The following is a 22,644-nucleotide window of genomic DNA, read 5'->3' as shown; positions in this document are numbered from 1 at the left end:
ATCAGTTGCGCAGTGCGGCAGGCCAGCCCGATCGATCGAGTCCGTGGGTGCGGAGCATCGCCAGTGCGATGCGTTCCATGCCGAAACCGACGCACGCGCTGTGGGCGGGTTCACCGTCGACGGTCTCGATGCCGAAGGTGTGCCCGAAGTGATCACGGTGGCAGTTGCACGAGACGACCGCGGTGCCCTCGTCGAGATCTCCGTAGAGCTTGACGACCAGTTCGGTCTTGAGGTTCTCGTTGCGCTGGTTCGCCGCGAGCATGCGTCCGGCGCGACCGAAGAAGGGATCGTTGGCGATGACCGCCTCGGCTTCCAGTCCCAGATCCGCCAGCACCTGGAGACCGCGCGGTACCCAGCGTTCGCGGTGTGCCACTGCTTCGTCGGGAGTGCCGACTCGGACGAACTCGTGCATCCGAAATGCCTGCATCCGAGCCGGATCCACCGCGGGTTCGTGCCGGAAGCAGTAGCCGTAGATGTCCATCAGCGTGCCCTCGTCGGGCAGCGTGCCGGTGAGCATCGAGTACGACGGGTGGCACGCAGCCGAGACCAGCATGGTGCCCGCGGACTGGAGGAAGTGATCCCAGTCCTTGCCGTCGGACCGCTCGGCCAACAATTCCGCGTGGGCCTTGTTGTCGCCCTCGAACGTGTTGATCGCACCGGTGAGGTTGGGGAACGACGCGATGTAGTCGGTGCGCTCGAACGCTTCTCGCGGAAAGACCGGAGCGAATCGAAACCTGGTGGCCTGACGGCCGTGTTCGGCGACCCCGGCCGCGGTGACTCTGGCGTCGACGAACTCGATGATGTCCTCGAATTCGCCACTGCGCCCGTACAACCCGGGAATCGAACTGGGTACCAACAAGCCGGCGTCGATGAGCTCGGCGCGGAAAGCTGCTCGGGCGGAGTCGAGTTCGCTGATCTCTGTCTCCGGTGCGGAATGCGTGGTAGTCATCACTTGCCCTTGTAGACGAGGGAGAGCTGAGCGTTGTGACCCAGAATGCGTTCGTTGCTGACCATGATCGCGGACCCGTGTGCATCACGAAGATGACGGCCGATGCTCATCTCGCCGCCCTGTCGGTAGCCGGAGATGCCACAGATCTGCAGAGCCTTGCCGACGATGTCGATGACGAGCGAGGACGCGGTGACCTTGACGTTGTTGATCTTGAGCGCGAAACCGATGGCTCCGAGCTCCGCGGGACTGTCGGCGATCGCCTCGAACTTGGCTGCGGCACCGAACACCGTGTCCACCAACTGCTCGTGCACCACCATCAGCTCCGCGAGACGCAGCGCGCTCGGCGGCGGCGTTCCCGGAGTTTTGCGCGCGGCCTTCTGCACCGACTTACGGGCCTTGGTGACCGCGGCATCGGCGATACCGAGCCACGCGGATCCCCACAGCACGTGCGCCACCGGGAGCATGGTCTGAGCGGAGATGTCGCCGTAGTTGTCGCCGAGGATGTTCGACGTCGTCGTGCGTGCCTCCAGCATGAAGCCGGGACTGCAGGTGCCACGGAAGCCGAGGGTGTCCCAGGTGCCGGTCTTGACCAGCGTCACGTCGGGCTTCTCGCACACCACGAGCACCTGATCGCTCGGCGGGCTGTCCACGCTGCGCCGCGCCGTCGCCAACACGATCTGTGCGTACTCGCCGTAGGAGATGACCGGTGCGTTCTTGCTGAGCGTGATCTGCTCGCCGTCGTACTCCACCGCACAGCTGCTCGAGCGAACGTCGCCGCCGATGTTGATCTCGGTGGTGGCAGACGCCACCAGTATGCGATCGGTCACGATGCGACGCTGCAGGTCTGCCATCGCGTCGGACTTGCCGTGGCGGACGATGCTGAGCACCTGCGACTGGTGCATCACGAAGATCATCGCCGTCGATGCGCACTCGGCACCGAGAGCACGCGAGATCCGCGCTATGTCGGTCAGTGTTGCCCCGCCTCCGCCGAACTCCCGCGGAATTCCGACCCCGAGCAAGCCGGCGTCGCGCAGCGCATCCACCGATTCGGTGGGAAAACGGGCATCGCGGTCGACCTCGTCGGCATAGGTCCGCAGTACGGCCAGCACGTCGGTGATCGACTGGTCGATCGAGCTCTCGTAGACGGTGGTCATGGCCTCAGTCCGTCAGCTGGGCGATGGCCGCGGCGATCGCGTTGATGCTGCCGAACGTCGACTTCTGCAGCATCGTGTCGGGGAATTCGACGTCGAATTCGTCCTCGAGCGCGATCATCACGTTGACGCTGGCATGCGAGGTGAGGCCGCTGTCGTAGAGATCGGCAGCCTCGTCGATGCCCTCCACGGGGACCGGCAGTTTTCCGAATTTCTCCAGAACGGTTCGCACTCGAACCACGTCGTGAGCATTGAGCGTCTGCATCGAAACCTCCACCGATCGCGTTAACCACGAGACCGGACGGCCTCGTCGTCGACTCAGGGTCGGCTGGCTGTGCGCCTTTTCGACCCAAAGTCTCCCCAGACCCCTCCAAACAATATCGTAGATTGTTTAGTAGCGTTACCGGGATGCCCGCATCGGGTTCGAGGACCGCCGTACACTTCGAGTGGAGCGGGGGCTCGTACGGACGCCCGATCGGGCGTCGAAACACAATCTGCGAAGGACTGTCTGGTCTATGGGTGGCGTGTGCGGGGTGTCAGTGGGTACCGGTGCCGTGCGCATCGCGTACATCGCCGACGGCCGCCGCGTCGAGGACTCCATCGACGCAGAGGGCGCACACGACCTGCTGCCGGGCAAGCTCGTCGACCTCGGACCGTTCGAGGACATCGTGCTCGCCGGGTGGGACACCGCAGCCGTGACGGCTCTGCTGGAGACCCTCGGCGACGGCACCGTGCCGAAAGCCCGCATGGTCGAGGAGTCCCGCGCCCTTCTCGCCTACGCCCGCACCGTTCCGGAACTGGCCGACAAGGACTATGTCCTGGTCGTCGACCTGGGCAAGAAGGGACTCTCGGCCACCGCACTCGACGTCGCAGGTGAGTACGTCGAGTGGACCGCACGCACCGTCGACATCAGCGGCGACCGCTTCGACGAAGTGGTCCGAGGCATCGTGATGGCGAAGGGAATTCTGCCGGCTCCGGTCGGACCCGAGGGCGACCAGGAGTACCAGGCCTTCTTCCGGGAACTGAAGGAACTGGTGAGCTCGTCGGTGGGCGTCAGGGCTCCCAACCGCGGCCCGATGTTGCTCAGCCGAAAGGAGTTCGAGCGAGAGATCACTCCGCTCGTCTCCGACGCCTTGGACTGGGCCTCCAAGCAGGCACCCGACGCGGTACTGCTGATCGGCGGCGGTGCAGCCATTCCCGCAGTGCGCACCATCATCGAAGACAAGTGGAACGTCCCGGTCCACGTGCCCGACGCCCCTGCGATGGCCGTCGCCAAAGGCGCGGCACTCGACGAACGACCCGCCCGAGCCTCGCTCGACGCCGATGTGGGAACAATCACTGTCCCGGACGATGCGTCGGAGCTGCTCGACGCACCCGAGGCGCTCGCCGCTCCCGACACCCTCGATGCACCGGACACCTTCGTGCTCGACCCCGTCGAGGAGTGGATGGTCGACGGCCTGACCGTCGACCAACTCGCGACCGAGGACCTGACGATCCCGTCGACCACCTTCGAGACCGACCTTCTCGAACCCGTACCCCTCCAGCCCGAGGTGTCGGAACCGGCTGTACCCGAGCCCGGCGTCGTTGCCGAGCCGGTACGCCGCGGCCGCCGCACCTGGTCGATTCGTGACGCGTCCGTACTCGCCGCTGTGAGCGTGCTGATCGTCGCGGTGGTGGGACTGGTGTTCACCCGAGGAAACACGCCGCCACCCACCCCGCTGATCGACCAGCAGATTCCCTTCGATTCCACGTTCGCCGCGGCCCTTTCCGCCGCCGCGGGTCCTGTCGACGAGGCTGCGCCGGGCCCCGTCGAGTTGCCTGTCCTCGGGCCCGCTCGACTGTCCGACGCGGACTTGTACGAGCGTGCCTTCAGCTACGACGGCGAGAGGTACCAACCGGTCGTCGATCCGGAGCTGCCGGAATAGACCGGGGGTCTCGTTCGCGCGGGCCGCTCGGGGAACGCGACCGGTTCCGTCACGCGCGGGTGCGCAGCCCACCGGGGCGCGCGCCCCGCCGATTCGTCCGAAGCGGTAGCCTGGCGCTCTGGACGGGGTGTACCGCGTCCGAGAAACATTGTCGATCGAAGTGAGGCCTGACGCGTGACTGTGCTGCTTGGGGTGTCCATGGGGACCCGAGCCGTGCGCACGGCGCAGCCCCGAGCCGAGCAGTTCGGGGCACCGGTCGCCGATCCTTCCGGCCTGGTCAGCGACATCGACCGGCCGCTGTTCTTCCGCAACGAACTCATCGACAGCGTCGGCGGAGACCTTCCGCATCTGGCCGCCGAATCGATCGGTGCGGCAGCCGAAACCGAGCCCGAACTCGCCACCGGCGTGGCCTACCGCGACCCCCGTCAGGCCGACGCCCTGCATGCTGCCCTCAGCGGTGCGCACCTGCACAACTATCACCTGGTCCACGAGGTGGAAGCTGTCGTCGAGTACCTGGCGGCGACCGGTGAAGCCCGCAACTGCAGTTCCGTGGCCCTGTTCGACCTCGGAAGTTCCGGACTGACCGTCAGCGTCGTGGACCTGGTTCAGCGCACCGTCGTCGCCTCGCAGCGATCCGGTGAGTACAGCGGAGATCTGATCGACGCCTACGTCCGCAACAATCAGCTCCAACGCCTCGGCAAGCAGTCGACCGACCCGGACATGGCGCTGTTCGAGAAGCGCTGCCGAATCGCCAAGGAACGCCTGTCCACCCAGGACGCGGTGTGCCTGCCCGATGCGAGCGGGATGATCCTGCTCTCTCGTGAGAACTTCGAGCTGCTCATCACCGACCTGCTCGACGAGGCCATCGAGTTCGCTCGCGAGGTGATGATCGGGGCCAACGTTCCCATCGACGCCGTCGTGCTGATCGGTGGCGGCGCACGCATGCCGATCGTGCAGCAACGCGTCGGACCGCTGCTCGAACTGCCGTCGATCGTGCCGACCGAGCCCGAGACCGTCGCGGCACGTGGGGCCGCACTGACGGCACGGCCGCATTCGCGCACGCGAACCGGAACCCGACGATCGCCGGACGCTCGTAGGCCGGTGGAGTCCGCCGCACCGATCGCACCCACGTCGCAGGTACGCGCGGAACCTGCTCCGGTGCCACCTCCGCTTCCCGCTCCGGTCCGGCCGGTTCCGGCTCGCGCCGATTCCCAGCACGCCGCGCCGGCCGCACCAGCGCCAGGGCCCACTGCAGCGCGTCCCGTCCCCGCCCGTCCCTGGATCGCGGCGGCACCGATCGGCGAGGGCTCGAAGTCTCAGGACACGGTGTCCGATGTCCCGGTGTCCGATATCCCGGTGTCCGAGGTCCCGGCCGAGCCGATCGAAACGGTGGAGGGTTTCGCGTCCTCGAGATTCACCGACTCGTCGGAGTCCGGTGCAGTCGAAACGGTTTCGGACACGACACCGGTAGTGGAAGATGTTCTCGACGACCACGTGCAGGGGGCGCGGGTCGACGGGGAGGTCGTTGCGTTGAGTACGAACACGGGGGATTCGTCTGCCGAGGGCTCTGTTGCCCAGTCCGAGGCAACCGACGACGGCAAGCCGGTTCCGTTCCAACTGAAGAACGTCTACTGGCTCGACGCCGATTACGACGACGACGATGGCGAGGACGATCGCACCCGGGCTCGGCGCAGGCTTCGCACCGGAGGTGTTCTCGCGCTGGGTCTTGCGTCGGTGGTGGGCGTCTCCGCGTTCATGCTCACTCAACAGAACACACCGCAGGTGGTCGACACCTCGGTCAGTCGCACCCAGGCCGAGGTGCCGGCGGTCACCACGACGGTGCCCACGTCCGTGGCGCCGGCTCCGGTGTTGCCGCCGCCCGCACCGGAGACCACCGTCGCACCGACCACGGTGCCGCCGGAGACCGAGGTCTACCAGGAGCCGTGGACGCCGGAGCCGACGACGACCACGTCCGAGCCCGCACCGCCGCCGCCCGTCGAGTCCGTTCCTCCGACGACGACGCAGCAGCCGCCGCCGCTGATCCCTGGTTTCCCGGACTTCACGTTGCCGGTGTTCCCGCCGGTCGCTCCTCCCGCTCCCTGATCGAACTCACTTGTCCGCGTGCTTGTTTCGCGGCCGGATGTGCTCGAAGATCAGGATGGTCTCGGTGGCGGCCACGGCCGGGTCGGCACTGAGATTCTCGACGACGAAGTCGCGCAGAGTGGCGGTGTCGACGGTCGCCACGTGCACCAGGAAGTCGTCCGCACCGGCAATGAAGTAGATGTTCAGCGTCTCTTTCCGCGAGGCGATCTTCGATCCGAATTCGCTGATGCGGCGTCGAGCATCTGCTTGCAGCCGCACCGAGATCATGGCCTGGATGCCCTGGCCGAGAGCCTCGGGGTCGATGTCGGCGTGAAAGCCGCGGATGACACCGCGTTCGACGAGGGCGCGAACCCGGGCCAGTGCGGTGGACGGAGCGATACCGGCCGCCGCGGCGAGCGCGTTGTTGGGTGTGCGGGCGTCGCGGCGGAGCTCGTCGAGCAGGATGTGGTCGATTCGGTCCAGGGGGACCGGCCGAACATCGTTCGGCTGCGCACCCTCTTCGACCCCCTCGAATGAACTATTGCGTGCCATTTCTCGACTGTACAGAATTATGTTCACTTCCGTTGCGTCGATTCCGTAGATAATTCATAGTTGGCCTACACGGATGGAGCCTCGGCTTCACGTCACCCACCACCGAGGAGGCCGCCATGAAGATCGGAATTCCACGCGAGATCAAGAACCACGAATACCGGGTGGCCATCACCCCGGCGGGCGTGCACGAACTGGTCTCGCGAGGACACGAAGTGATCGTCGAAACCGAGGCAGGGGCCGGATCGTCGTTCACCGACACCGACTACAAGGCCGCCGGTGCGCAGATCTTCACCGATGTCGACGAGGTCTGGGAGACGGCCGACCTGCTGCTCAAGGTCAAAGAGCCTATCGCCGAGGAGTATTCACGCTTGCGCAAGGGGCAGGTGCTGTTCACCTACCTGCATCTCGCCGCATCCAAGGAATGCACCGACGCGCTCCTGGAGTCGGGTACCACAGCCATCGCCTACGAAACCGTCACTGCGGCAGACGGTTCCCTGCCGTTGCTCGCACCGATGAGTGAGGTTGCCGGACGCCTCGCGCCCCAGGCCGGTGCCTACCACCTGATGTCGAGCGAAGGCGGACGTGGAGTTCTCATGGGCGGAGTTCCCGGAGTGCGGCCCGCCAACGTCGTCGTCATCGGGGCCGGCGTTTCCGGAAAGAACGCCACTGCAATCGCTTTCGCCATGCACGCCGATGTCACCGTGCTCGATCTCGATGTGAAGGCGCTGCGCGCCATCGACGATCAGTACCGCGGGGCCGTCAAGACGCTGGTGTCGAACGCCTACGAACTCGAACAGGCCGTTCTGGCAGCAGATCTCGTCATCGGTGCCGTACTGGTGCCCGGCGCGAAAGCACCGAAGCTCGTGTCCAACAGCCTGGTTCAGCGTATGAAGCCGGGTTCGGTTCTGGTCGACATCGCCATCGATCAGGGCGGCTGCTTCGAGGATTCGCACGCAACCACCCACGCCGATCCCACGTACAAGGTGCACGAGTCGGTGTTCTACTGCGTCGCCAACATGCCCGGTGCCGTGCCGCGCACCTCCACCTACGCGCTCACCAACGCCACCCTGCCGTACGTCGTCGCCCTCGCCGACAAGGGTTGGGAAGCTGCATGCGAGGCGGACCCGGGGCTGAAGGCGGGACTGAGCACGCACAACGGCGCTCTGCTCTCGGAAACCGTCGCGGCCGCTTTCGCCTGAGGAGCGGCTGCGCCGCACGTGCACGGAAATTCGTAGCCCACTACGAACTTCTGCTCACATGGGGCGAAGCCGCTCTACGCACTGTGGCGGCCGGAGCGCCGGGTCTTGCGGGTAGGTACCGCGGCCCGGCGCTCTGCTCGGTTCGAGGTTCCTGCGACGGTGATCGGCCGCGCCAACAGCACAGCGATCGCCGTGGTCAGCGGAACCGACAACGCCAGCGCCACACCGCCCACCGCGGACCGAACGATCTCGATGGCCACCGAATCGCCGGTGAGTACGTCCTGGATGGACCGGTCGGCGACGCTGAAGAGGAGTAGCAGCGGCAGCGCACCACCGGCATAGGCGAGCACGAGCGTGTAGACCGTGCTGGCGATGTGGTCACGCCCCACCCGCATCGTGGCGGTGAAGATCTCGCGCCGCGACGCCGTCTCGTCCACCGAGGCGAGCTCGAAGGCGGCCGAGGCCTGCGTGATCGTCACGTCGTTGAGCACTCCGAGCGAGCCGATGATGAAGCCGGCCAACAGCAGGCCGGTGACGCTGACGTTGCCGATGTACGTCTGTACGGCTGTGTTCTGTTCCTCGGACAACCCGGTCAGGTGGGTCATACGGATGGCGATGTAGGACAGCACCGCCGCCACCGCCATGGAGGTCAGAGTGCCCAGCAGCGCCGAGCTGGTGCGCAGATTCACCCCGTGCGCCAGATACAGCACGGCGTAGAGGATCACCGCCCCGGCGACGAGGGCGACCGGAATGGCGGGTGCACCGTCGAGCAGGGCGGGCAGCATGAACACCACCAGCACGGCGAACGCGATGAGCAGCCCGACCAGTGCACGGAATCCCCGCCAGCGCGCGACGACACAGATGACCACGGCGAACACACCGACGATCAGCGCCAGCGGCAGTCCGCGGGAGTAGTCGTTGAAGGAGTAGCGGACTCCACCGGCGGGGTCGGTCTGCACGACCAGCCGGATGTCCTCACCGGCGCTCAGGGTCGGTTGGCCGGGCCCGGGCGCGATCTCGAGTACCGTGCGCTTGCCTGCGTCGGCACCGGTGGTGATGTCGACGATGCTGCGCTGACATTCGTACGAGTCGTTGACCGCAGGCGTCGGGTCGCCGGTGAACGCTCGGCCTGCGTCGGGACTTCCGCACGGCCCGATGCTCTGCGAGGTGATGGTGCCTGCCTCGGTGGACACCGCGCCACCGCCTGCGGTCTGGAACGGCAGCGGGATGTCGATGCTCTGCTGGCTGGGCCACAGAGCGATGGCCCCGCCGATCACGGCGATGGCTATGGCGACCAGCAGTCCGACGACGACCTTGGCCGCCACCGGTCCCAACGGCACCGGTGAGTCGCTGTGGCCGTGACCGTGACCATGACCCACATGAGATCCGAGGCTCGATTTACTGCCGTCGGAAGGACTGCCGTGTGATTCCACGGTGTCAGGCTAGTGGCCGATGCGAGGAGCTCGGTGGCGGGGAGCAGGGGGGGCGTCCCCCGCCACCACCTGACCGACCCGGGGGGGGAGGGGTACGACCAGGGCTCGCGGGCACCGAAGTGCCGTCCGCCAATGTACAGATCATTCGTCGTTCAGGCGGGATCGCCCCGATGTTTTGTGCATCACTTTCAACTACTTTTCGGTAACTTCGTGTCTCACTGCTTGTACGACGCGAGGAAATTGCCGAACCTCTCGATTGCCACGGCCAGATCTCGTGCCCACGGCAGCGTGACGATGCGCACGTGATCGTGGCCGGGCCAGTTGAATCCGGTGCCCTGAACCACCAGGATCTTCTCCTGCAGCAGCAGATCCTGGACGAGCTTCTCGTCGTCGTAGATCTCGTGGACTTCGGGATCGAGTCGCGGGAACGCATAGAGTGCACCCCGCGGTTTGACGCACGAGACGCCGTGGATCGCGTTGAGCTTCTCCCACGCGACGTCGCGCTGCTCGAGCAGTCGGCCGCCGGGCAGGATCAGATCCTCGATACTCTGATATCCGCCGAGTGCGACCTGAATGGCATGTTGCGCAGGCACATTGGGGCACAGTCGCGTCGACGCGAGAAGGTCGATGCCCTCGATGAAACCTGCGGCGTGGGCCTTCGGTCCGGTGATCGCCAGCCATCCGGCGCGGTACCCGGCCACCCGATACGCCTTGGACAGGCCGTTGTACGTCAGGCACAGCAGGTCGGGAGCCAGGCTCGCCAGCGAGGTGTGCTCTGCGTCGTCGTAGAGGATCCGGTCGTAGATCTCGTCGGCGAGCAACAGCAGCTGGTGCTTGCGCGCCAGATCGACGATGCCTTGCAGTACCTCTTTCGAGTACACCGCGCCGGTCGGATTGTTCGGGTTGATCACCAGCAGTGCGACGGTCTTCGGGGTGATCTTGGACTCGATGTCCGCCAGATCGGGATTCCACCCGTTCTCCTCGTCGCACATGTAGTGCACGGCCTTGCCACCGGACAGCGTCGTCATCGCCGTCCACAGCGGATAGTCCGGGGCCGGGATCAAGACCTCGTCACCGTCGTCGAGCAACGCCTGCATCGTCATCGTGATGAGCTCGGAGACTCCGTTGCCCAGATAGATGTCGTCGACGTCGAGCTCGGGGAAACCCGGTTCGAGCTCGTAGCGCGTCACGATGGCCCGTCGCGCCGACAGGATGCCCTTGGACTCCGAGTACCCCTGGGCCACCGGCAGCGCCGCGATCATGTCCCGAACGATCACGTCGGGGGCCTCGAATCCGAACGGTGCCGGATTGCCGATGTTGAGCTTGAGGATGCGATGCCCCTCGGCCTCGAGCCGGGCGGCATGGGCGTGTACCGGTCCGCGGATCTCGTACAGCACGTTCTGCAGCTTGGTCGATTGCTGCAACGTGCGATAACGCGGCTGGGAGTGGATCTGCGGAGTGGTCACCCGTCACATCGTGCCAGGTGGGCGGTATCGGTTTCCACGAGGTTGTTTCGCGCGGGGTTGTTCGAGCGCGTTGTCGGTGCCGGGTGGAACAATCTCGTTCCATGTGCGGACGGTATGCCAGTACCCGGAGTGACAGCGACCTGCAGGCGGTGTTCGACATCGCCGAGACCGTCGGTGCGGAGGTGCCACCGTCGTACAACGTGGCCCCCACACAGACGGTGCGGACAGTGCTCGAACGGTCGCCGAAGGACGAACCCGAGGCCGACGCCGTGCGGCAACTGCGGTCGGTGCGGTGGGGCCTGATTCCGTCGTGGGCGAAGGACGCGAAAATCGGTTCCCGACTGATCAACGCCAGATCCGAGACCATCACCGAGAAGCCGTCGTTCAAGAAGGCGGCAAGCCGTCGGCGATGCATCGTCCCTGCCGACGGGTACTACGAGTGGGAGAAGCGCGACGGCGCGAAGGTGCCGTACTTCTTGCACCAGGACGGCGTGCTCGCGATGGCCGGGTTGTACGAGCTGTGGCGAGACCCCACCAAGGCCGAGGACGACGAAGCACGTTGGGTCTGGTCGGTCACCGTGCTCACCTCGCCTGCCGCCGATGCGCTCGGCCACATCCACGATCGCTCGCCCGTCGTGCTCCCGCCTGATCTGCGCGCGAGTTGGCTCGACCCTGCGGTGACGGACCTCGGTGACGTGCGAGACCTGTTGGCCGCGATCCCGGAACCACGGCTCAAGCCCTACGAGGTGAGTACCGCGGTGAACAGCGTGAAGAACAACAGCCCGGAGCTCTTGACGCCGGTGTAGGGGTGGCTCAGGCGAGTCGCAACCGGCAGATGTCGGCGATCGCGGCCCGTTCGTCCGGCGTCAGCTCCTCGGCGACCGGCGAATCCAGTATGCGACGCAGTCGCTGGAAGTAGGTACGCGCGTCGACGCCGAATGCCACGTAGATGTCCTCGTCGCTGCCACCGCCGTACCCACGCCAGGTTCGGCCGAATGTCAGAATCTCGTGGTCCACCGAATGGGTAGTGGTCCGGCGCATGGTGTTCCCCCTCGTATTACTTGCCTCCCATCATCCGGGTCACGGTTGAAGAGCCGGTGAACACTGCGTTACGTGCGCGTCAGTTCACTAGGGTGGTCGGGGTGACCGCACTCGCCTTCGGATCCTGGCCCTCACCCATCACCGCAGCAGATCTGTCCTCGGCGGGCCACCCCGTCGAGGGTGGTTGCTTCGTCGGCAGCGAGATCTGGTGGTCGGAACTGCGGCCCGCCGAGCAGGGCAGGACGGCCATCTGCCGCTATGTCGACGGCGAAGTGCAGCCCATTCTGCCCGCACCGTTCAACGCCCGCACCCGCGTCCACGAATACGGCGGGGGAGCCTGGACCGCGACGGCAGACGGAGACCTGGTGTTCGCCGAGTTCTCCGATCAACGCGTCTACCGACTCACCCCCGGCGGGACACCGGTACCGCTGACTCCGAAACCTGCTGTGGCGTCGGCCATCCGGTACGGCGATCTCTCGGTGGTCGGCACCGACGTGATCGCAGTTCGTGAGATGCACGACGCAGGCGCGGTGTCACGAGACATCGTGGCCATCGATCTCGGCGGCGGTGGGGTGCGTTCGCTGGTGGCGGGCTCGGACTTCCTTGCGTTCCCGAGACTCTCGCCCGACGGCACCCGCATCGCCTGGATCGCCTGGAACCACCCGCAGATGCCCTGGGACGGAACCGAATTGCGCGTGGCTTCGCTGGCCGATCCGTCGTCCTGGACGGTGCTGCTCGGTTCGACCGAGGAATCGGTGATGCAGCCGGAATGGATCGACGACGAATCGCTGTACGTCATCAGCGATCGAAGTGGTTGGTGGAACCTGTATTCGGTCACGCTCGACGGTTCGGTGACTCCGCTGGTGACGCTCGACGCCGACTTCGGGGCTCCACTGTGGCGGTTGGGGTCGAGCTGGTATTCGGTGCTGGACGACGGGAAGCTGCTCACCGTGCGCACCGTCGGCACCGACACGTTGGCGGTGCTCGATCCTGCCTCCGGGGCACTGGAGGACATCACGCTCGACGGTGTGACCTCGGTGGGGCTCGGTGGGCGCGCCGGGTCGACGGTGCTCCTCAAGTGCGGTGGAGCCAGGGTGGCAGCGGGGTTGTTCGCCCTCGACCTGGAATCCGGCGAACTGACCTCGGTACGTTCGGGTTTCGAATCCGTACCCGACAGCGCATACCTGCCCGAGGGACGTCAGGTGACATTCCAGGGGCCCAACCGTGAGGTGCACGCCATCACCTATGCGCCGCGCAACCCGTCGTACGAGGGCTTGGACGGCGAACTCCCGCCGTACGTCGCGTTCGTTCACGGCGGCCCGACAGCGCACGTCGCCCCCGCTCTGAACCCGTTGTTCGCCTACTTCACCAGCCGCGGCATCGGCGTCGTCGATGTGAACTACGGCGGGTCGAGTGGATACGGCCGCGAATACCGCAACCGGCTGCGCGGGCAGTGGGGAGTGGTCGACGTCGAAGACACCATCGCCGCGGTGCAGGGTCTGGCCGACAGCGGGCTCGCCGACCCACGCCGGTTGGCCATCGAAGGCGGGTCCGCAGGGGGTTGGACGGTGCTGGCCGCGCTGACATCTTCCGACGTGTTCGCCTGCGGTGCATCGTACTTCGGCGTCGCCGAGCTGGAGCTGTTCGTCGCCGAGACCCACGACTTCGAGTCCCGCTACATCGACGGGCTCATCGGACCTCTGCCCGAGGCCATCGACCTGTACCGCACCCGCGCGCCGGTCAACAACGTCGACGGATTGTCCTGCCCGGTGCTGTTGTTGCAGGGGCTCGACGATCCGATCGTGCCGCCGTCGCAGGCCGAGCGGTTCCGAGATGCCATGGTGAACAAGGGAATTCCACACGCCTACCTGGCCTATGCGGGCGAGTCGCACGGATTCCGCAAACTGGAAACGCAGGTGAACGCGCGGGAATCAGAACTGTCCTTCTACGGCCAAGTGATGGGCTTCACGCCGCCCGGAATCCCGGAGCTGCAGTTGTGGCGTCCCGCTAGCTGAGTGGTGGGTGCGCGCGCTTCGCTTCCAGAAATTCGAGGAGCGCGCTGGGGATAGCGCAGTACTTGCTGTTGCCCTCGGACAACCTGCTGCCCACCTCGAACGCTGCCTTCGACGGGCCGTCGTTCTCGAGGATGAGGGCACAGAGGCGCTCGTCGGTGCGGCCGGACTCGCAACACTGCTCGACGTGCGCTCGGTCGTCGGGGGTCAACGCCGTCCACCACTCGTCGTAGCGGCGAAAGAGCTTGTCCGCGTCGTCGGTCATGCCTGCTCCCTACTTGTCGGTACGCCTTCGGGTCCGACCATACTCACGGTGTCCGATTCGGGCACTTTCGAGGGGGGTGCTCGGCAACCTCACACCGCTTGTGCAGGGTGCGCGCCGGTGTTTCGACGCGACGAGGGGCGCGCGGTCGGTAGAAGGGTCGCTCGGTTGCCCAGGTTGCCTACGTTGCCTCGTGCGGCTCTGTCGGCAGCGTCGCGGATCATCCGATCGACGAGGTCGGGGTGATCGAGATCCGACCAGGCGATGCGCACCACCTGGCGGCCCGTTGCGCGAATGCGATCCTCGCGACGCTTCTCGTCCCACAACACATCGGCCGCAGACTTCCCTTCGGGCACGTAGCGTCCGTACTTCACCTTGCCGTCGAATTCGACAACGGTCTCGAGGTCGGGCAGATCGAAATCCACGCGCCCGACGAAACCGCGGGAGTCCGTGATCGGCACCTGCAGCTGCGGTGTGTAGCCCAGCTGATGCAGCACTACTCTGGCACGTGACTCCCCGACACTCTCGGACCGGCCGTCCATGAATTTCGCGACTCGACGCGCCATCCGGTTGCCTGGATGGTTCGGACATGAATCCAGCGCTGCGACAACATCTTCGGAGGTGAGCCCGCGGGTCCTCGCAGCGAAGTCCGCGATGCAGACGGCCGTCTCGAACGGAAGCGTGCGAGCACAATCGGCAACCGTGCGCGCCGGACCGGTGACACGCACACCGCCGAGGTCGACGATCTCTTCGTCGGTGTACGGCGAGGTGTGCACTGCTCGAACGGCACTGCTACGACCGCCGCCCCGGGCACGATTGCGGGTGATGTGCACCCGGCTCAGGTCGGCATTCCACACGTCGAGACCATGGAATATCGCTGCGCTCACATGGCTGACCACGGCATCGGGAGCGATGGTCGCGTCGAACACCGCCTCGGCGATGACCCGATGCTTGTCTTCCCTGGGCAGTGCGTCGAATTCGTCTCTGCTGACGAACCGTCCTGGACGGAGTCGACGCCACGCTCGCGTTCGGCAGTAGCGCTGCAACTCTGCGTCGGAAATGCCGCGGGAGAGTGCGTCGGATCGCGAGACGATGCGGGTCATGAACGAATGCTCTCGGGCGCAATCGCTTTCGACAACCCCCACTCGGCAGATTGTGGATAACCGGTGTGCCTGTGGATAACTCGTAGGAGTGGACCTCACACCCTTACTGACGACTGCGCGCCCCTGCTCTGAGGTGAGCAAGGGCGCGCAGTCGATGAAAAGGGTGTGAAGTTACTTCCGGCGACCGGGAACCTTTGCCCCCGGAGCGAATCCGAGTCCACCGGCCTTCGGCTTGGGCGGAGTGCGATCGTCGGATTCACCTGCTCCGTCCGACGCCTCCGCCTTCGGTGCCTCTGCTGCCGGTGTCTCGGACTTCGGGGCCTCGGGTGCAGCGGCTTCCTCGGTCGGCTCGGCCTTCTCGGGCTCTGCAGTCTTCGGCTCAGCGGGTGTCGCTGCGGCCGCACCGGGCGTGCGTGCGCCCGGCTTCTTGAATCCGGACTTCACGGCCAGGCCCTTGGGCTGGACGGTCGGCTTGGATTCGGTTGCGGCCTCGGTGGAGGGTGCTTCCGGGGCAGGGGTCGACGCCGTAGGAGCCGCTGCAGTAGGAGCCTCGGACTCGGGAGCCTCAGCAGCAGGAGCTTCGGCAGCAGGCTTACCCGGTGCCTTGGCGCCCGGCTTCTTGAATCCGGACTTCACGGCCAGACCCTTGGGCTGGACGGTCGGCTTGGATTCGGTTGCAGCAGAAGCTGATTCCGCAGGTGCTTCAGGTGTTTCCGGGGCGGCCGCCGACGCAGTAGGGGCTTCGGCGGGCTTACCCGGTGCCTTGGCACCCGGCTTCTTGAAGCCCGACTTCACGGCCAGACCCTTGGGCTTGACCGACGGAGTCGACTCCGAGGTCTCTGCGGTGGCAGGTGCTTCGGCCGCCGCGGGAGTCTCGGCAGGTGCAGGTGCAGCCGCCTTCGCGCCGGGTGCCTTGCCCTTCATCTGCAGGCCCTTGCCGCCGGGTGCCTTGCCGCCGGCCATGCCGAGACCCTTGGGCTTGGCGGCGGGTTCTGCGTCGGCACTGTCGGCCGGTGCAGCGGAACCGGGTGCCTTGGCTCCCGGAGCCTTGGCCAGACCCTTCATCTTCAGTCCGCCGGCCTTGGGAGCCGGAGCTGCCGGAGCGGACTTCGCCTCGGCCGGTTCCTCGACGGGTGCGATTCGCTCGGCCTCTTCGACCTCGGCGGCATTCTCCGTTGCCAGCTCCTCCTGAGGAGTGCGCTCGCGGGGGATGACCTTGATGTTCTCGGCCAGCACCGAGGACTCGACGCGGGTGATCGACTCGAGCATCAACTGTGCGACGTCGACGACCTCGACGCCCTCGTGTGCGCCGCCTTCCTGACGTGCGGTGACACCGTCGGTGAGCATGACGCGGCAGAACGGGCAACCCGTGGCGATCTTCTTGGGGTTGGTCGCCAGTGCCTCGTCGACCCGGTCGATGTTGATGCGCTTGCCGATGTTCTCTTCCATCCACATGCGTGCGCCACCGGCACCACAGCACATGGACCGCTCACCGTGACGCGGCATCTCCTTGAGGTTGGAGCCCGACGCCGCCATGAGCTCACGCGGGGCGTCGTACACCTTGTTGTGACGGCCCAGGTAGCACGGGTCGTGGTAGGTGATGTCCTGGCTGACCGAGGCCACCGGGATCAGCTTCTTCTGCCGCACGAGTCGGTTGAGCAGCTGGGTGTGGTGGACCACCTCGTAGTCGCCGCCGACCTGCGGGTACTCGTTGCCGAGTGCGTTGAAGCAGTGGGCGCAGGTGACGACGATCTTGCGCTTGTTCTGCTCGACACCCTCGAAGACGTTGTTCAGCGTCTCGATGTTCTGCATGGCGAGCTGCTGGAACAGGAATTCGTTGCCTGCGCGGCGAGCGGAGTCACCGGTGCAGGTCTCGTCGGCACCGAGCACCAGGAACTTCACGCCTGCGGTTGCGAGCAGCTCGGCGACGGCCTTGGTGGTCTTCTTCGCGCGGTCCTCGTAGGCACCGGCGCAGCCGACCCAGAAAAGGTACTCGTAGTCCTGGAACGAATCGGCGTCCTGGCCGAAGACCGGGATGTCGAAGTCCATCTCGTTGATCCAGTTGAGCCGGTCCTTGGAGTTCTGGCCCCACGGGTTGCCCTTGTTCTCGAGGTTCTTGAACAGACCTGCGAGCTCGGACGGGAACTCCGATTCGATCAGCACCTGGTAGCGGCGCATGTCGATGATGTGGTCGACGTGCTCGATGTCCACCGGGCACTGCTCGACGCATGCACCGCAGGTGGTGCAGCTCCACAGCACCTCGGGATCGATGATGCCGCCCTCGATGGCGTCGGCGACGAGCTTGCGATCGGCTTCGTCACGTGCGTTCTGCGGGATGGCGTCGAGCGCCTTCTGATCGACGTTGCCCTCGGCGTCGACGAGTCCGACCTCGTCGCCCGCCATGTCCTTCTTGCCGCCGGCCAGCAGGTACGGGGCCTTGGCGTGGCTGTGGTCGCGCAGCGACATGATCAGCAGCTTGGGGGAGAGGGGCTTGCCGGTGTTCCAGGCGGGGCACTGCGACTGGCAGCGGCCGCACTCGGTGCACGTGGTGAAGTCGAGCCAGCCCTTCCAGCTGAAGTCCTCGATCTTGCCTGCGCCGAACGCGTCGACGTCGGGGTCGGCCTCTTCCATCTCGAGGACCTTGCCGCCGGACATCATCGGCTTGGCCGGTCCTAGTGCGACGGTGCCGTCGTCCATGCGCTTGAAGTAGATGTTGGGGAACGCGGTGAAGCGGTGCCACGCGATACCCCAGTTGATGCGAGAGCCGACGATGTAGAGCCAGATCATGCCGGACATCAGCTTGATGAAGGCGAACACCGAGACCATGTTCGAGTTGGCCGGCAGGAGCTCGGCCAGGCGCATCGTGAAGAAGTCGGTGTACGGGTTCGAGTGTCCGTAGGTGGCGATCTTGCCCGCCTTGACGAACACCATGCCCAGGCCCTCGATGAGCACGACGGCCTCGACGAAGTAGGCGGCCTTGAATCCGGAGCCGGCGAAGCGTGACTGACGCTCGGGCTTACGCGGGTGGTTGAGCTGGCGAATGATGATCAGCGTGGTGATGCCGATGACGGTGCCGAGTCCGAGCAGCTCGTCGATGAGGTGGTACGCAGCGGTGTCACCGACGATGGGCCAGTGGAACTCGGGGTTGAACGTCTGGCCGTAGGCCTCGAACCAGACGATGGCACCGAGCATGAAGCCGATCATGACCAGCCAGTGCGCCCAGCCGACGGTGCGGAACTTGACCATCTTGGTGTGAGCCAGGAACTCGACGACCATCTGCTTGAAGCGAGGGACTATCGGTCGCCAGCGGTCGGGTGCCGGCTGGCCCAGTCGCACGATGTTGAACATCCGCAGGCCCCCGCGAATGAAGACGTACCAACACACGAGGCTGAGCAGAGCACCGACTGTGCCCAACGTGATCGTCAGGGCGTTCATGTCGCGGCCTTTCGCTAAAGGTGGCAGCTGGAGGGCTACCGCGGGTTCAGCCCGTCGAGCTGGATTCCGGTCTATGTTACTCGCCAGTAGTAATTCCGCTGTACTGATGGGTAACTTAGCATCGCCGGGTGAAGCGATGCTGGTGGGTGCTGAAATGAGGCCGTCCGACGGGTGGGCTGAACTCGTCAGTAGGTTGTCTCGCAGATCACCGTATGCGTAGGCCGTCGAGGTGTTCTCGCAAAGGCAGTCCTTACTTGGCGGGGAGTCGCCGTATCGGTATCCAGCGGAAACCGACGCCGAGTACTGGTTGCGCTCCAGTCTCGGGGGCTACGACAGATTGCAGCGACTTCGATGGAGTTCACGTATGCCGATGCTGCACAGGCGGCGAATCCGACTGTGACAGTGAACAAGTGGTGGAGGTCGGGGCGGTTTCAGAAGGACAACGATCGGTCCGATTTGTACGCTACAATTTCGAGCGCACCACAAGTCTCAGACGCGTCATCGGGGTGACTTTGCGTTTGACGGTTGCCTAGCGGAACTGCCAAGCACCCACTGCACAGAAACGGAACTGAACTCCACATGAAACTTCGCAAACTGGCCGTCACATCGGCCCTCGTCGCAGTCGCGATGGGCCTGGCCAGCGGAACCGCGTACGCGCAGCCCGCCGAGGAAACAGCCCCCGGTGACACCAACTACACCGTCGACCTCGAAGATCGCACGATCGTCACCACCATCGATGCAGGCGTCTTCAAGGTCGCCGACGACGGCAAGACGGTCGACGTCCTCGACGCCGCCGACAACACCCTCGTGACGCTTCCGCTCTCGTTCAACCTCGGCGGACTCAACTTCCCGTACGAGCAGAACGTCGACGACAACGGCAAGACCCTGCGTCTGGTTCCGAACCTCGACTTCACGAAGGCATCGGCCAACTCGCGCAGCATCGGCGCGACGACCGTCGCCTCGCCCGAGGAGAACCTCAAGGCGCAGCAGAACTTCTCGTCGCAGCTCGGTATCGCGACCGCCGTGGGTGGACTGACCGGGACCATCATTGGAGCAGGGCTTGGTCTGGCGGGTATCACAATTGGACCGCTGGTCTTCGCGACATTGCCAATCGGAGCAACGATCGGCGGCGTGATCGGCACGATCGTCGCCGGCGGACCCACTCTCGTCGTTGCCGGTATCGACTTGATCAACACGCTGAACGCGGCACCGGGCACCACGGTCTGGGCCAAGTAAGCATCTCTTCGCAGAAGCCCGCACTCCTCACGAGGAGTGCGGGCTTCTTGTTTTCGAATCGTTCAGGCTCCGTGGATGGTGGCGAGCGAGATGGCCTCGACGACGATGGTGTAGGCGTAGCCGAAGAGTGTGAATCCGACGGACAGCAGTTCGGTCATGGAAGGTTCCGCCTCAGCAGTCGAACGGGTGCACTGTTCGAGCGCGACAATGCGCCTCGCAGCGATGGACTCGTCGGATCATACGGAGCGCGGGTGTGTTTGTCCGGGTGGACGCCTACGAGGTGCGGATGGTCAGACCGGGGTTCTCTGCGAGTACGTCGTTGATGGGGGTGGCGAACAGCTCGGGTCGCTGACCCTGCAGCATGCTGACGACGGTCGCGATCTCGCACGAGGGCTGGTCTCCCACGTTCGACGCATTGGCGATGCCGACGGCGAGGGTGCCGCTGACGACGGGGCCGCCGCTGTCGCCGCGTAGCGCGCAGATCGAGGTGGAGAAACTGCGATCCAGGACGTTGTCTCCCAGTGCCACCTTCAGACCGGTGGAAAGAATTGTGCCGCAACTGAATCCGGTTCTGGATCCGGATTTGCAGACCGGCGCGCCCACGATCGGGTCGACCGTGCCGGTGACATGCAGCGGGTCCGCTCCGGGGACTCGCACTGCGTTGCTCTCGAATTCGGCGACGTTGGCGTCGTCGATGTCGATCAAGGCGTAGTCGTTGCGCGACTGGCTCGTTCGGTAGAACGTTCCGAATTTCGAGCCCACGAGACTGCCGTACATCGGGTACGCGCCCGTCAGTGCTGCGGAGCCGGTATCGGTGGTGCTCGGATTGCAGTGGCCTGCAGTGATGTTCACCGATCCGCGCGTCGGGTCGACGGCATTGAACCCAAGGGAGCAACGTTGTCCGAGGCCGGCCGGTGTACCCGCGAGAAAGCTGTCGCCGCCGAGATACGAACTCGCACGGATCGGGCCTGCCGTCGGTGACGGATCGAAGGGGAGCAGGTCCCACAGCGGCTGGACGGCATCGAACATGGCCTGCGGGATCACGATGGGCGGGGCATCGATCTCGAAGCCGTTGGCGGACGCGGCATCTGCCACGTCGGCGCGGGTAGGTCCGTCCGCCACCGCGACGACGGGGCGTCCGTCGGCGTCCAGCCACGCGCTCGCGACCCCGTCGGATCCGACCGTATCGGTGAAGTCGGCGAGTCGACGTGCCGCGTCGGCCCGATCGAGGAATTGTTGCGGAGTCAGGCCGAGGTCACGGGCCACGGCGTCGGCGAGGGCGGGAGGCAATGGTGGTTCTGCGCTCGCGGTCGGTGCGAACACCGCCATCGTCGCCAGAATCGGAACCGCGACGAACGACAGCCGGAAAGCTCGGCGACGCATAGAAACCTCTCCCCCGGGCATCTCGTGATGTGATGCCGTTCACCCTGGAGTACGACTATAGGCGGTGAACGGCTCCCGAAGTACCCGACTCAGTCGGTTCGCAGCGTGGCTCCGGTTGCGCGCGTGACCTGATCGATGGGAATGCCCAGGCTGGCGGTGCCGCCGTACTGCGCCAGCGCGAGGTTCGCCTCGTTGCAGTCGGGTGCGCCGCCGCTGTTGGATCCGCTGGTGATGCCGAGGGCGAGTGTCCCGGTCACGATGGCTCCACCGCTGTCGCCTGCGAGAGTGCATGCGGTGCTGGCGAATCCACGCGCGGTGCGGGACGTGCCGTCCTCCATGTAGAGCTGCGTCTCGACGCGGTCGGCCGCAACCACTCCACAGGTGAACGAGGACGACTGCCCGGACTTGCAGACCGGCGCGCCGATGACCGGTGATGCCGTTCCGGTGACGGTGACGGTGCTGCCGTTCGCGCCACGGACAGTGGGGCGGTCGAGTCCGGACGCGATGCCGGTGTCGTTCAACGCGATGATCGACCAGTCGAGGCCGTCCTCCGCGCCCAGACTCGACCGATCGAACGACCCGATCTGCGTGCTGCGTGCGATATCGGCCGGGTCGGGAAGATAGACCGGTGCGCCGCCGGATCCGGTGGCCTTGTCGGGATTGCAGTGGCCTGCGCTGAGATTGACGGCGGCACCGGAGGGGTCGACGGCGTTGAAGCCGAACGAGCAGATGCTGATGTCGGTGGCCGGAGCGTCGGCGATGGGTCCGGAGGTGGTGACGTAGGTGTCGCCGCCCATCGGAGTCGGGTCGACCGGCTTGTTTCCGCCGGGAGAGAGAATGACCTTGATGTTCGCGAGCAGCGTCGGCAGATTCAGTGCGCTGCCGATCGGGCTGTTCACCAGGTCGATGACGATCTGATTGTCGATGAAGTCGATGGCGGTGCCGTTGATCTGCTCCGAGATCTCGCGGGGGAGGCCTGCGATCCAACTGTTGAGATCGGCCAGCGACTTCTCGAGTCCGTCTGCCGACACGGGCGACTGCGCGGTGGCGTATCCGTCCTTGGCGACGGCCTGCGCGGCAGCAGGCGAGGTGACGGCGACGACGGCATTGCCGTCGGGCCCGATCCAGGCACCGGCGAAGTCGGCGGGACGGCTGGCCCGGAAGTCCGATGCGTATGCGGACAGTTCCTGCGCGCGAGCAGCACGATCGAGGTACTCCTGCGGGGAGATCTTCAGATCTCGCTGCACGGCCTCGACGAGCTCTCGGGGAAGCTGATCGGCGGGTGACTGGACGACGGGGTCCGCTGCTGCCGTCCCGGAGAACGAAGCGAGAAGAACGAAAGCCGTCGAACACAGCACTGCGGCACGCAGCGCCCCGGTGTTACGCATGAAATCCCTTCATCGGGTGCTTGGCAT

The 22,644-nt window shown here is 65.6% G+C and carries 18 protein-coding genes; 6 read left to right on the top strand and 12 right to left on the bottom strand.

The annotated features are described in order from the left end of the window. Nucleotide 1 precedes the first annotated feature (1 nt). From CH306_RS04925 to CH306_RS04915, 3 genes are read right to left on the bottom strand one after another with little or no spacing between them, the layout of a single operon-like run. Complete coding sequence (locus tag CH306_RS04925; protein WP_094645865.1) at nt 2-949, bottom strand: amino acid--[acyl-carrier-protein] ligase; 948 nt, start codon at nt 947-949, stop codon at nt 2-4. Beyond that, nucleotides 949-2,103 carry an acyl-CoA dehydrogenase family protein gene (locus tag CH306_RS04920; RefSeq protein WP_032396093.1) on the bottom strand — a complete coding sequence of 385 codons (1,155 nt, stop codon included), beginning with the start codon at nt 2,101-2,103 and terminating at the stop codon, nt 949-951. The genes CH306_RS04925 and CH306_RS04920 overlap by 1 nt, the downstream gene beginning before the upstream one ends. A gap of 4 nt (nt 2,104-2,107) precedes the next feature. Beyond that, nucleotides 2,108-2,365: an acyl carrier protein gene (locus CH306_RS04915; protein WP_032396368.1), complete on the bottom strand. Its 258-nt coding sequence runs from the start codon at nt 2,363-2,365 to the stop codon at nt 2,108-2,110. 268 nt (nt 2,366-2,633) lie between these two features. Here CH306_RS04915 and CH306_RS04910 point away from each other — a divergent pair, with 268 nt between their 5' ends. Next, on the top strand, nt 2,634-4,025 hold the full coding sequence (locus CH306_RS04910) for a rod shape-determining protein (RefSeq protein WP_143545439.1): 1,392 nt from the start codon (nt 2,634-2,636) through the stop codon (nt 4,023-4,025). Nucleotides 4,026-4,199: 174 nt separating this feature from the next. Then, complete coding sequence (locus tag CH306_RS04905) at nt 4,200-6,128, top strand: Hsp70 family protein (RefSeq protein WP_094645863.1); 1,929 nt, start codon at nt 4,200-4,202, stop codon at nt 6,126-6,128. Nucleotides 6,129-6,134: 6 nt separating this feature from the next. On the opposite strand, the gene CH306_RS04900 is transcribed toward CH306_RS04905, so the two are convergent. Then, nucleotides 6,135-6,659: an Lrp/AsnC family transcriptional regulator gene (locus CH306_RS04900; RefSeq protein ID WP_176459116.1), complete on the bottom strand. Its 525-nt coding sequence runs from the start codon at nt 6,657-6,659 to the stop codon at nt 6,135-6,137. 116 nt (nt 6,660-6,775) lie between these two features. On the opposite strand from CH306_RS04900, the gene ald reads away from it, so the two are divergent. After that, nucleotides 6,776-7,858, top strand: a complete 1,083-nt coding sequence (gene ald, locus CH306_RS04895) for an alanine dehydrogenase (protein WP_094645862.1) — start codon at nt 6,776-6,778, stop codon at nt 7,856-7,858. A gap of 74 nt (nt 7,859-7,932) precedes the next feature. On the opposite strand, the gene CH306_RS04890 is transcribed toward ald, so the two are convergent. After that, complete coding sequence (locus tag CH306_RS04890; protein ID WP_094645861.1) at nt 7,933-9,291, bottom strand: YibE/F family protein; 1,359 nt, start codon at nt 9,289-9,291, stop codon at nt 7,933-7,935. A gap of 215 nt (nt 9,292-9,506) precedes the next feature. Beyond that, complete coding sequence (locus CH306_RS04885) at nt 9,507-10,757, bottom strand: pyridoxal phosphate-dependent aminotransferase (RefSeq protein WP_032396087.1); 1,251 nt, start codon at nt 10,755-10,757, stop codon at nt 9,507-9,509. A 101-nt stretch (nt 10,758-10,858) separates the two neighbouring features. On the opposite strand from CH306_RS04885, the gene CH306_RS04880 reads away from it, so the two are divergent. After that, nucleotides 10,859-11,563, top strand: a complete 705-nt coding sequence (locus CH306_RS04880) for an SOS response-associated peptidase (RefSeq protein ID WP_094645966.1) — start codon at nt 10,859-10,861, stop codon at nt 11,561-11,563. 7 nt (nt 11,564-11,570) lie between these two features. Here the strand turns inward: CH306_RS04880 and CH306_RS04875 are convergent, their stop codons facing one another. After that, on the bottom strand, nt 11,571-11,798 hold the full coding sequence (locus CH306_RS04875) for a DUF3263 domain-containing protein (RefSeq protein ID WP_032396086.1): 228 nt from the start codon (nt 11,796-11,798) through the stop codon (nt 11,571-11,573). Nucleotides 11,799-11,899: 101 nt separating this feature from the next. Between CH306_RS04875 and CH306_RS04870 the strand changes: the two genes are divergently transcribed. Then, nucleotides 11,900-13,813, top strand: coding sequence for a dipeptidyl-peptidase 5 (locus CH306_RS04870; RefSeq protein ID WP_094645965.1), 1,914 nt, complete (start codon nt 11,900-11,902; stop codon nt 13,811-13,813). On the opposite strand, the gene CH306_RS04865 is transcribed toward CH306_RS04870, so the two are convergent. From CH306_RS04865 to CH306_RS04855, 3 genes are all read right to left on the bottom strand, one after another. After that, nucleotides 13,806-14,075 carry a hypothetical protein gene (locus CH306_RS04865; RefSeq protein WP_032396085.1) on the bottom strand — a complete coding sequence of 90 codons (270 nt, stop codon included), beginning with the start codon at nt 14,073-14,075 and terminating at the stop codon, nt 13,806-13,808. The two genes, CH306_RS04870 and CH306_RS04865, sit on opposite strands and share 8 nt — an antisense overlap. Before the next feature lie 89 nt (nt 14,076-14,164). Continuing rightward, complete coding sequence (locus tag CH306_RS04860; protein ID WP_256981037.1) at nt 14,165-15,175, bottom strand: hypothetical protein; 1,011 nt, start codon at nt 15,173-15,175, stop codon at nt 14,165-14,167. A gap of 171 nt (nt 15,176-15,346) precedes the next feature. Then, nucleotides 15,347-18,610: a (Fe-S)-binding protein gene (locus tag CH306_RS04855; RefSeq protein WP_094645860.1), complete on the bottom strand. Its 3,264-nt coding sequence runs from the start codon at nt 18,608-18,610 to the stop codon at nt 15,347-15,349. A 579-nt stretch (nt 18,611-19,189) separates the two neighbouring features. On the opposite strand from CH306_RS04855, the gene CH306_RS04850 reads away from it, so the two are divergent. Beyond that, complete coding sequence (locus CH306_RS04850; protein ID WP_094645859.1) at nt 19,190-19,846, top strand: hypothetical protein; 657 nt, start codon at nt 19,190-19,192, stop codon at nt 19,844-19,846. A 273-nt stretch (nt 19,847-20,119) separates the two neighbouring features. On the opposite strand, the gene CH306_RS04845 is transcribed toward CH306_RS04850, so the two are convergent. Both CH306_RS04845 and CH306_RS04840 read right to left on the bottom strand, forming a co-directional pair. Beyond that, complete coding sequence (locus tag CH306_RS04845; RefSeq protein WP_094645858.1) at nt 20,120-21,229, bottom strand: S1 family peptidase; 1,110 nt, start codon at nt 21,227-21,229, stop codon at nt 20,120-20,122. Nucleotides 21,230-21,318: 89 nt separating this feature from the next. Continuing rightward, the gene (locus tag CH306_RS04840) at nt 21,319-22,617 is read right to left on the bottom strand and encodes a S1 family peptidase (protein WP_179273008.1); all 1,299 of its coding nucleotides are present in this window, start codon (nt 22,615-22,617) and stop codon (nt 21,319-21,321) included. Between the last annotated feature and the right edge of the window lie 27 nt (nt 22,618-22,644).

The sequence above is a fragment of the Rhodococcus sp. 15-725-2-2b genome, from assembly GCF_002259075.1.
GTDB lineage: Bacteria > Actinomycetota > Actinomycetes > Mycobacteriales > Mycobacteriaceae > Rhodococcoides.
This window is presented reverse-complemented; position numbering and strand designations above follow the sequence as displayed.

Coding starts and splice junctions, on each gene's coding strand:
- CH306_RS04855 (WP_094645860.1), bottom strand. CDS start 18,610: ATGAACGCCCTGACGATCACGTTGGGCACAGTCGGTGCTCTGCTCAGC.
- CH306_RS04925 (WP_094645865.1), bottom strand. CDS start 949: ATGACTACCACGCATTCCGCACCGGAGACAGAGATCAGCGAACTCGAC.
- CH306_RS04920 (WP_032396093.1), bottom strand. CDS start 2,103: ATGACCACCGTCTACGAGAGCTCGATCGACCAGTCGATCACCGACGTG.
- ald (WP_094645862.1), top strand. CDS start 6,776: ATGAAGATCGGAATTCCACGCGAGATCAAGAACCACGAATACCGGGTG.
- CH306_RS04875 (WP_032396086.1), bottom strand. CDS start 11,798: ATGCGCCGGACCACTACCCATTCGGTGGACCACGAGATTCTGACATTC.
- CH306_RS04840 (WP_179273008.1), bottom strand. CDS start 22,617: ATGCGTAACACCGGGGCGCTGCGTGCCGCAGTGCTGTGTTCGACGGCT.
- CH306_RS04850 (WP_094645859.1), top strand. CDS start 19,190: ATGAAACTTCGCAAACTGGCCGTCACATCGGCCCTCGTCGCAGTCGCG.
- CH306_RS04915 (WP_032396368.1), bottom strand. CDS start 2,365: ATGCAGACGCTCAATGCTCACGACGTGGTTCGAGTGCGAACCGTTCTG.
- CH306_RS04860 (WP_256981037.1), bottom strand. CDS start 15,175: ATGACCCGCATCGTCTCGCGATCCGACGCACTCTCCCGCGGCATTTCC.
- CH306_RS04845 (WP_094645858.1), bottom strand. CDS start 21,229: ATGCGTCGCCGAGCTTTCCGGCTGTCGTTCGTCGCGGTTCCGATTCTG.
- CH306_RS04900 (WP_176459116.1), bottom strand. CDS start 6,659: ATGGCACGCAATAGTTCATTCGAGGGGGTCGAAGAGGGTGCGCAGCCG.
- CH306_RS04865 (WP_032396085.1), bottom strand. CDS start 14,075: ATGACCGACGACGCGGACAAGCTCTTTCGCCGCTACGACGAGTGGTGG.
- CH306_RS04880 (WP_094645966.1), top strand. CDS start 10,859: ATGTGCGGACGGTATGCCAGTACCCGGAGTGACAGCGACCTGCAGGCG.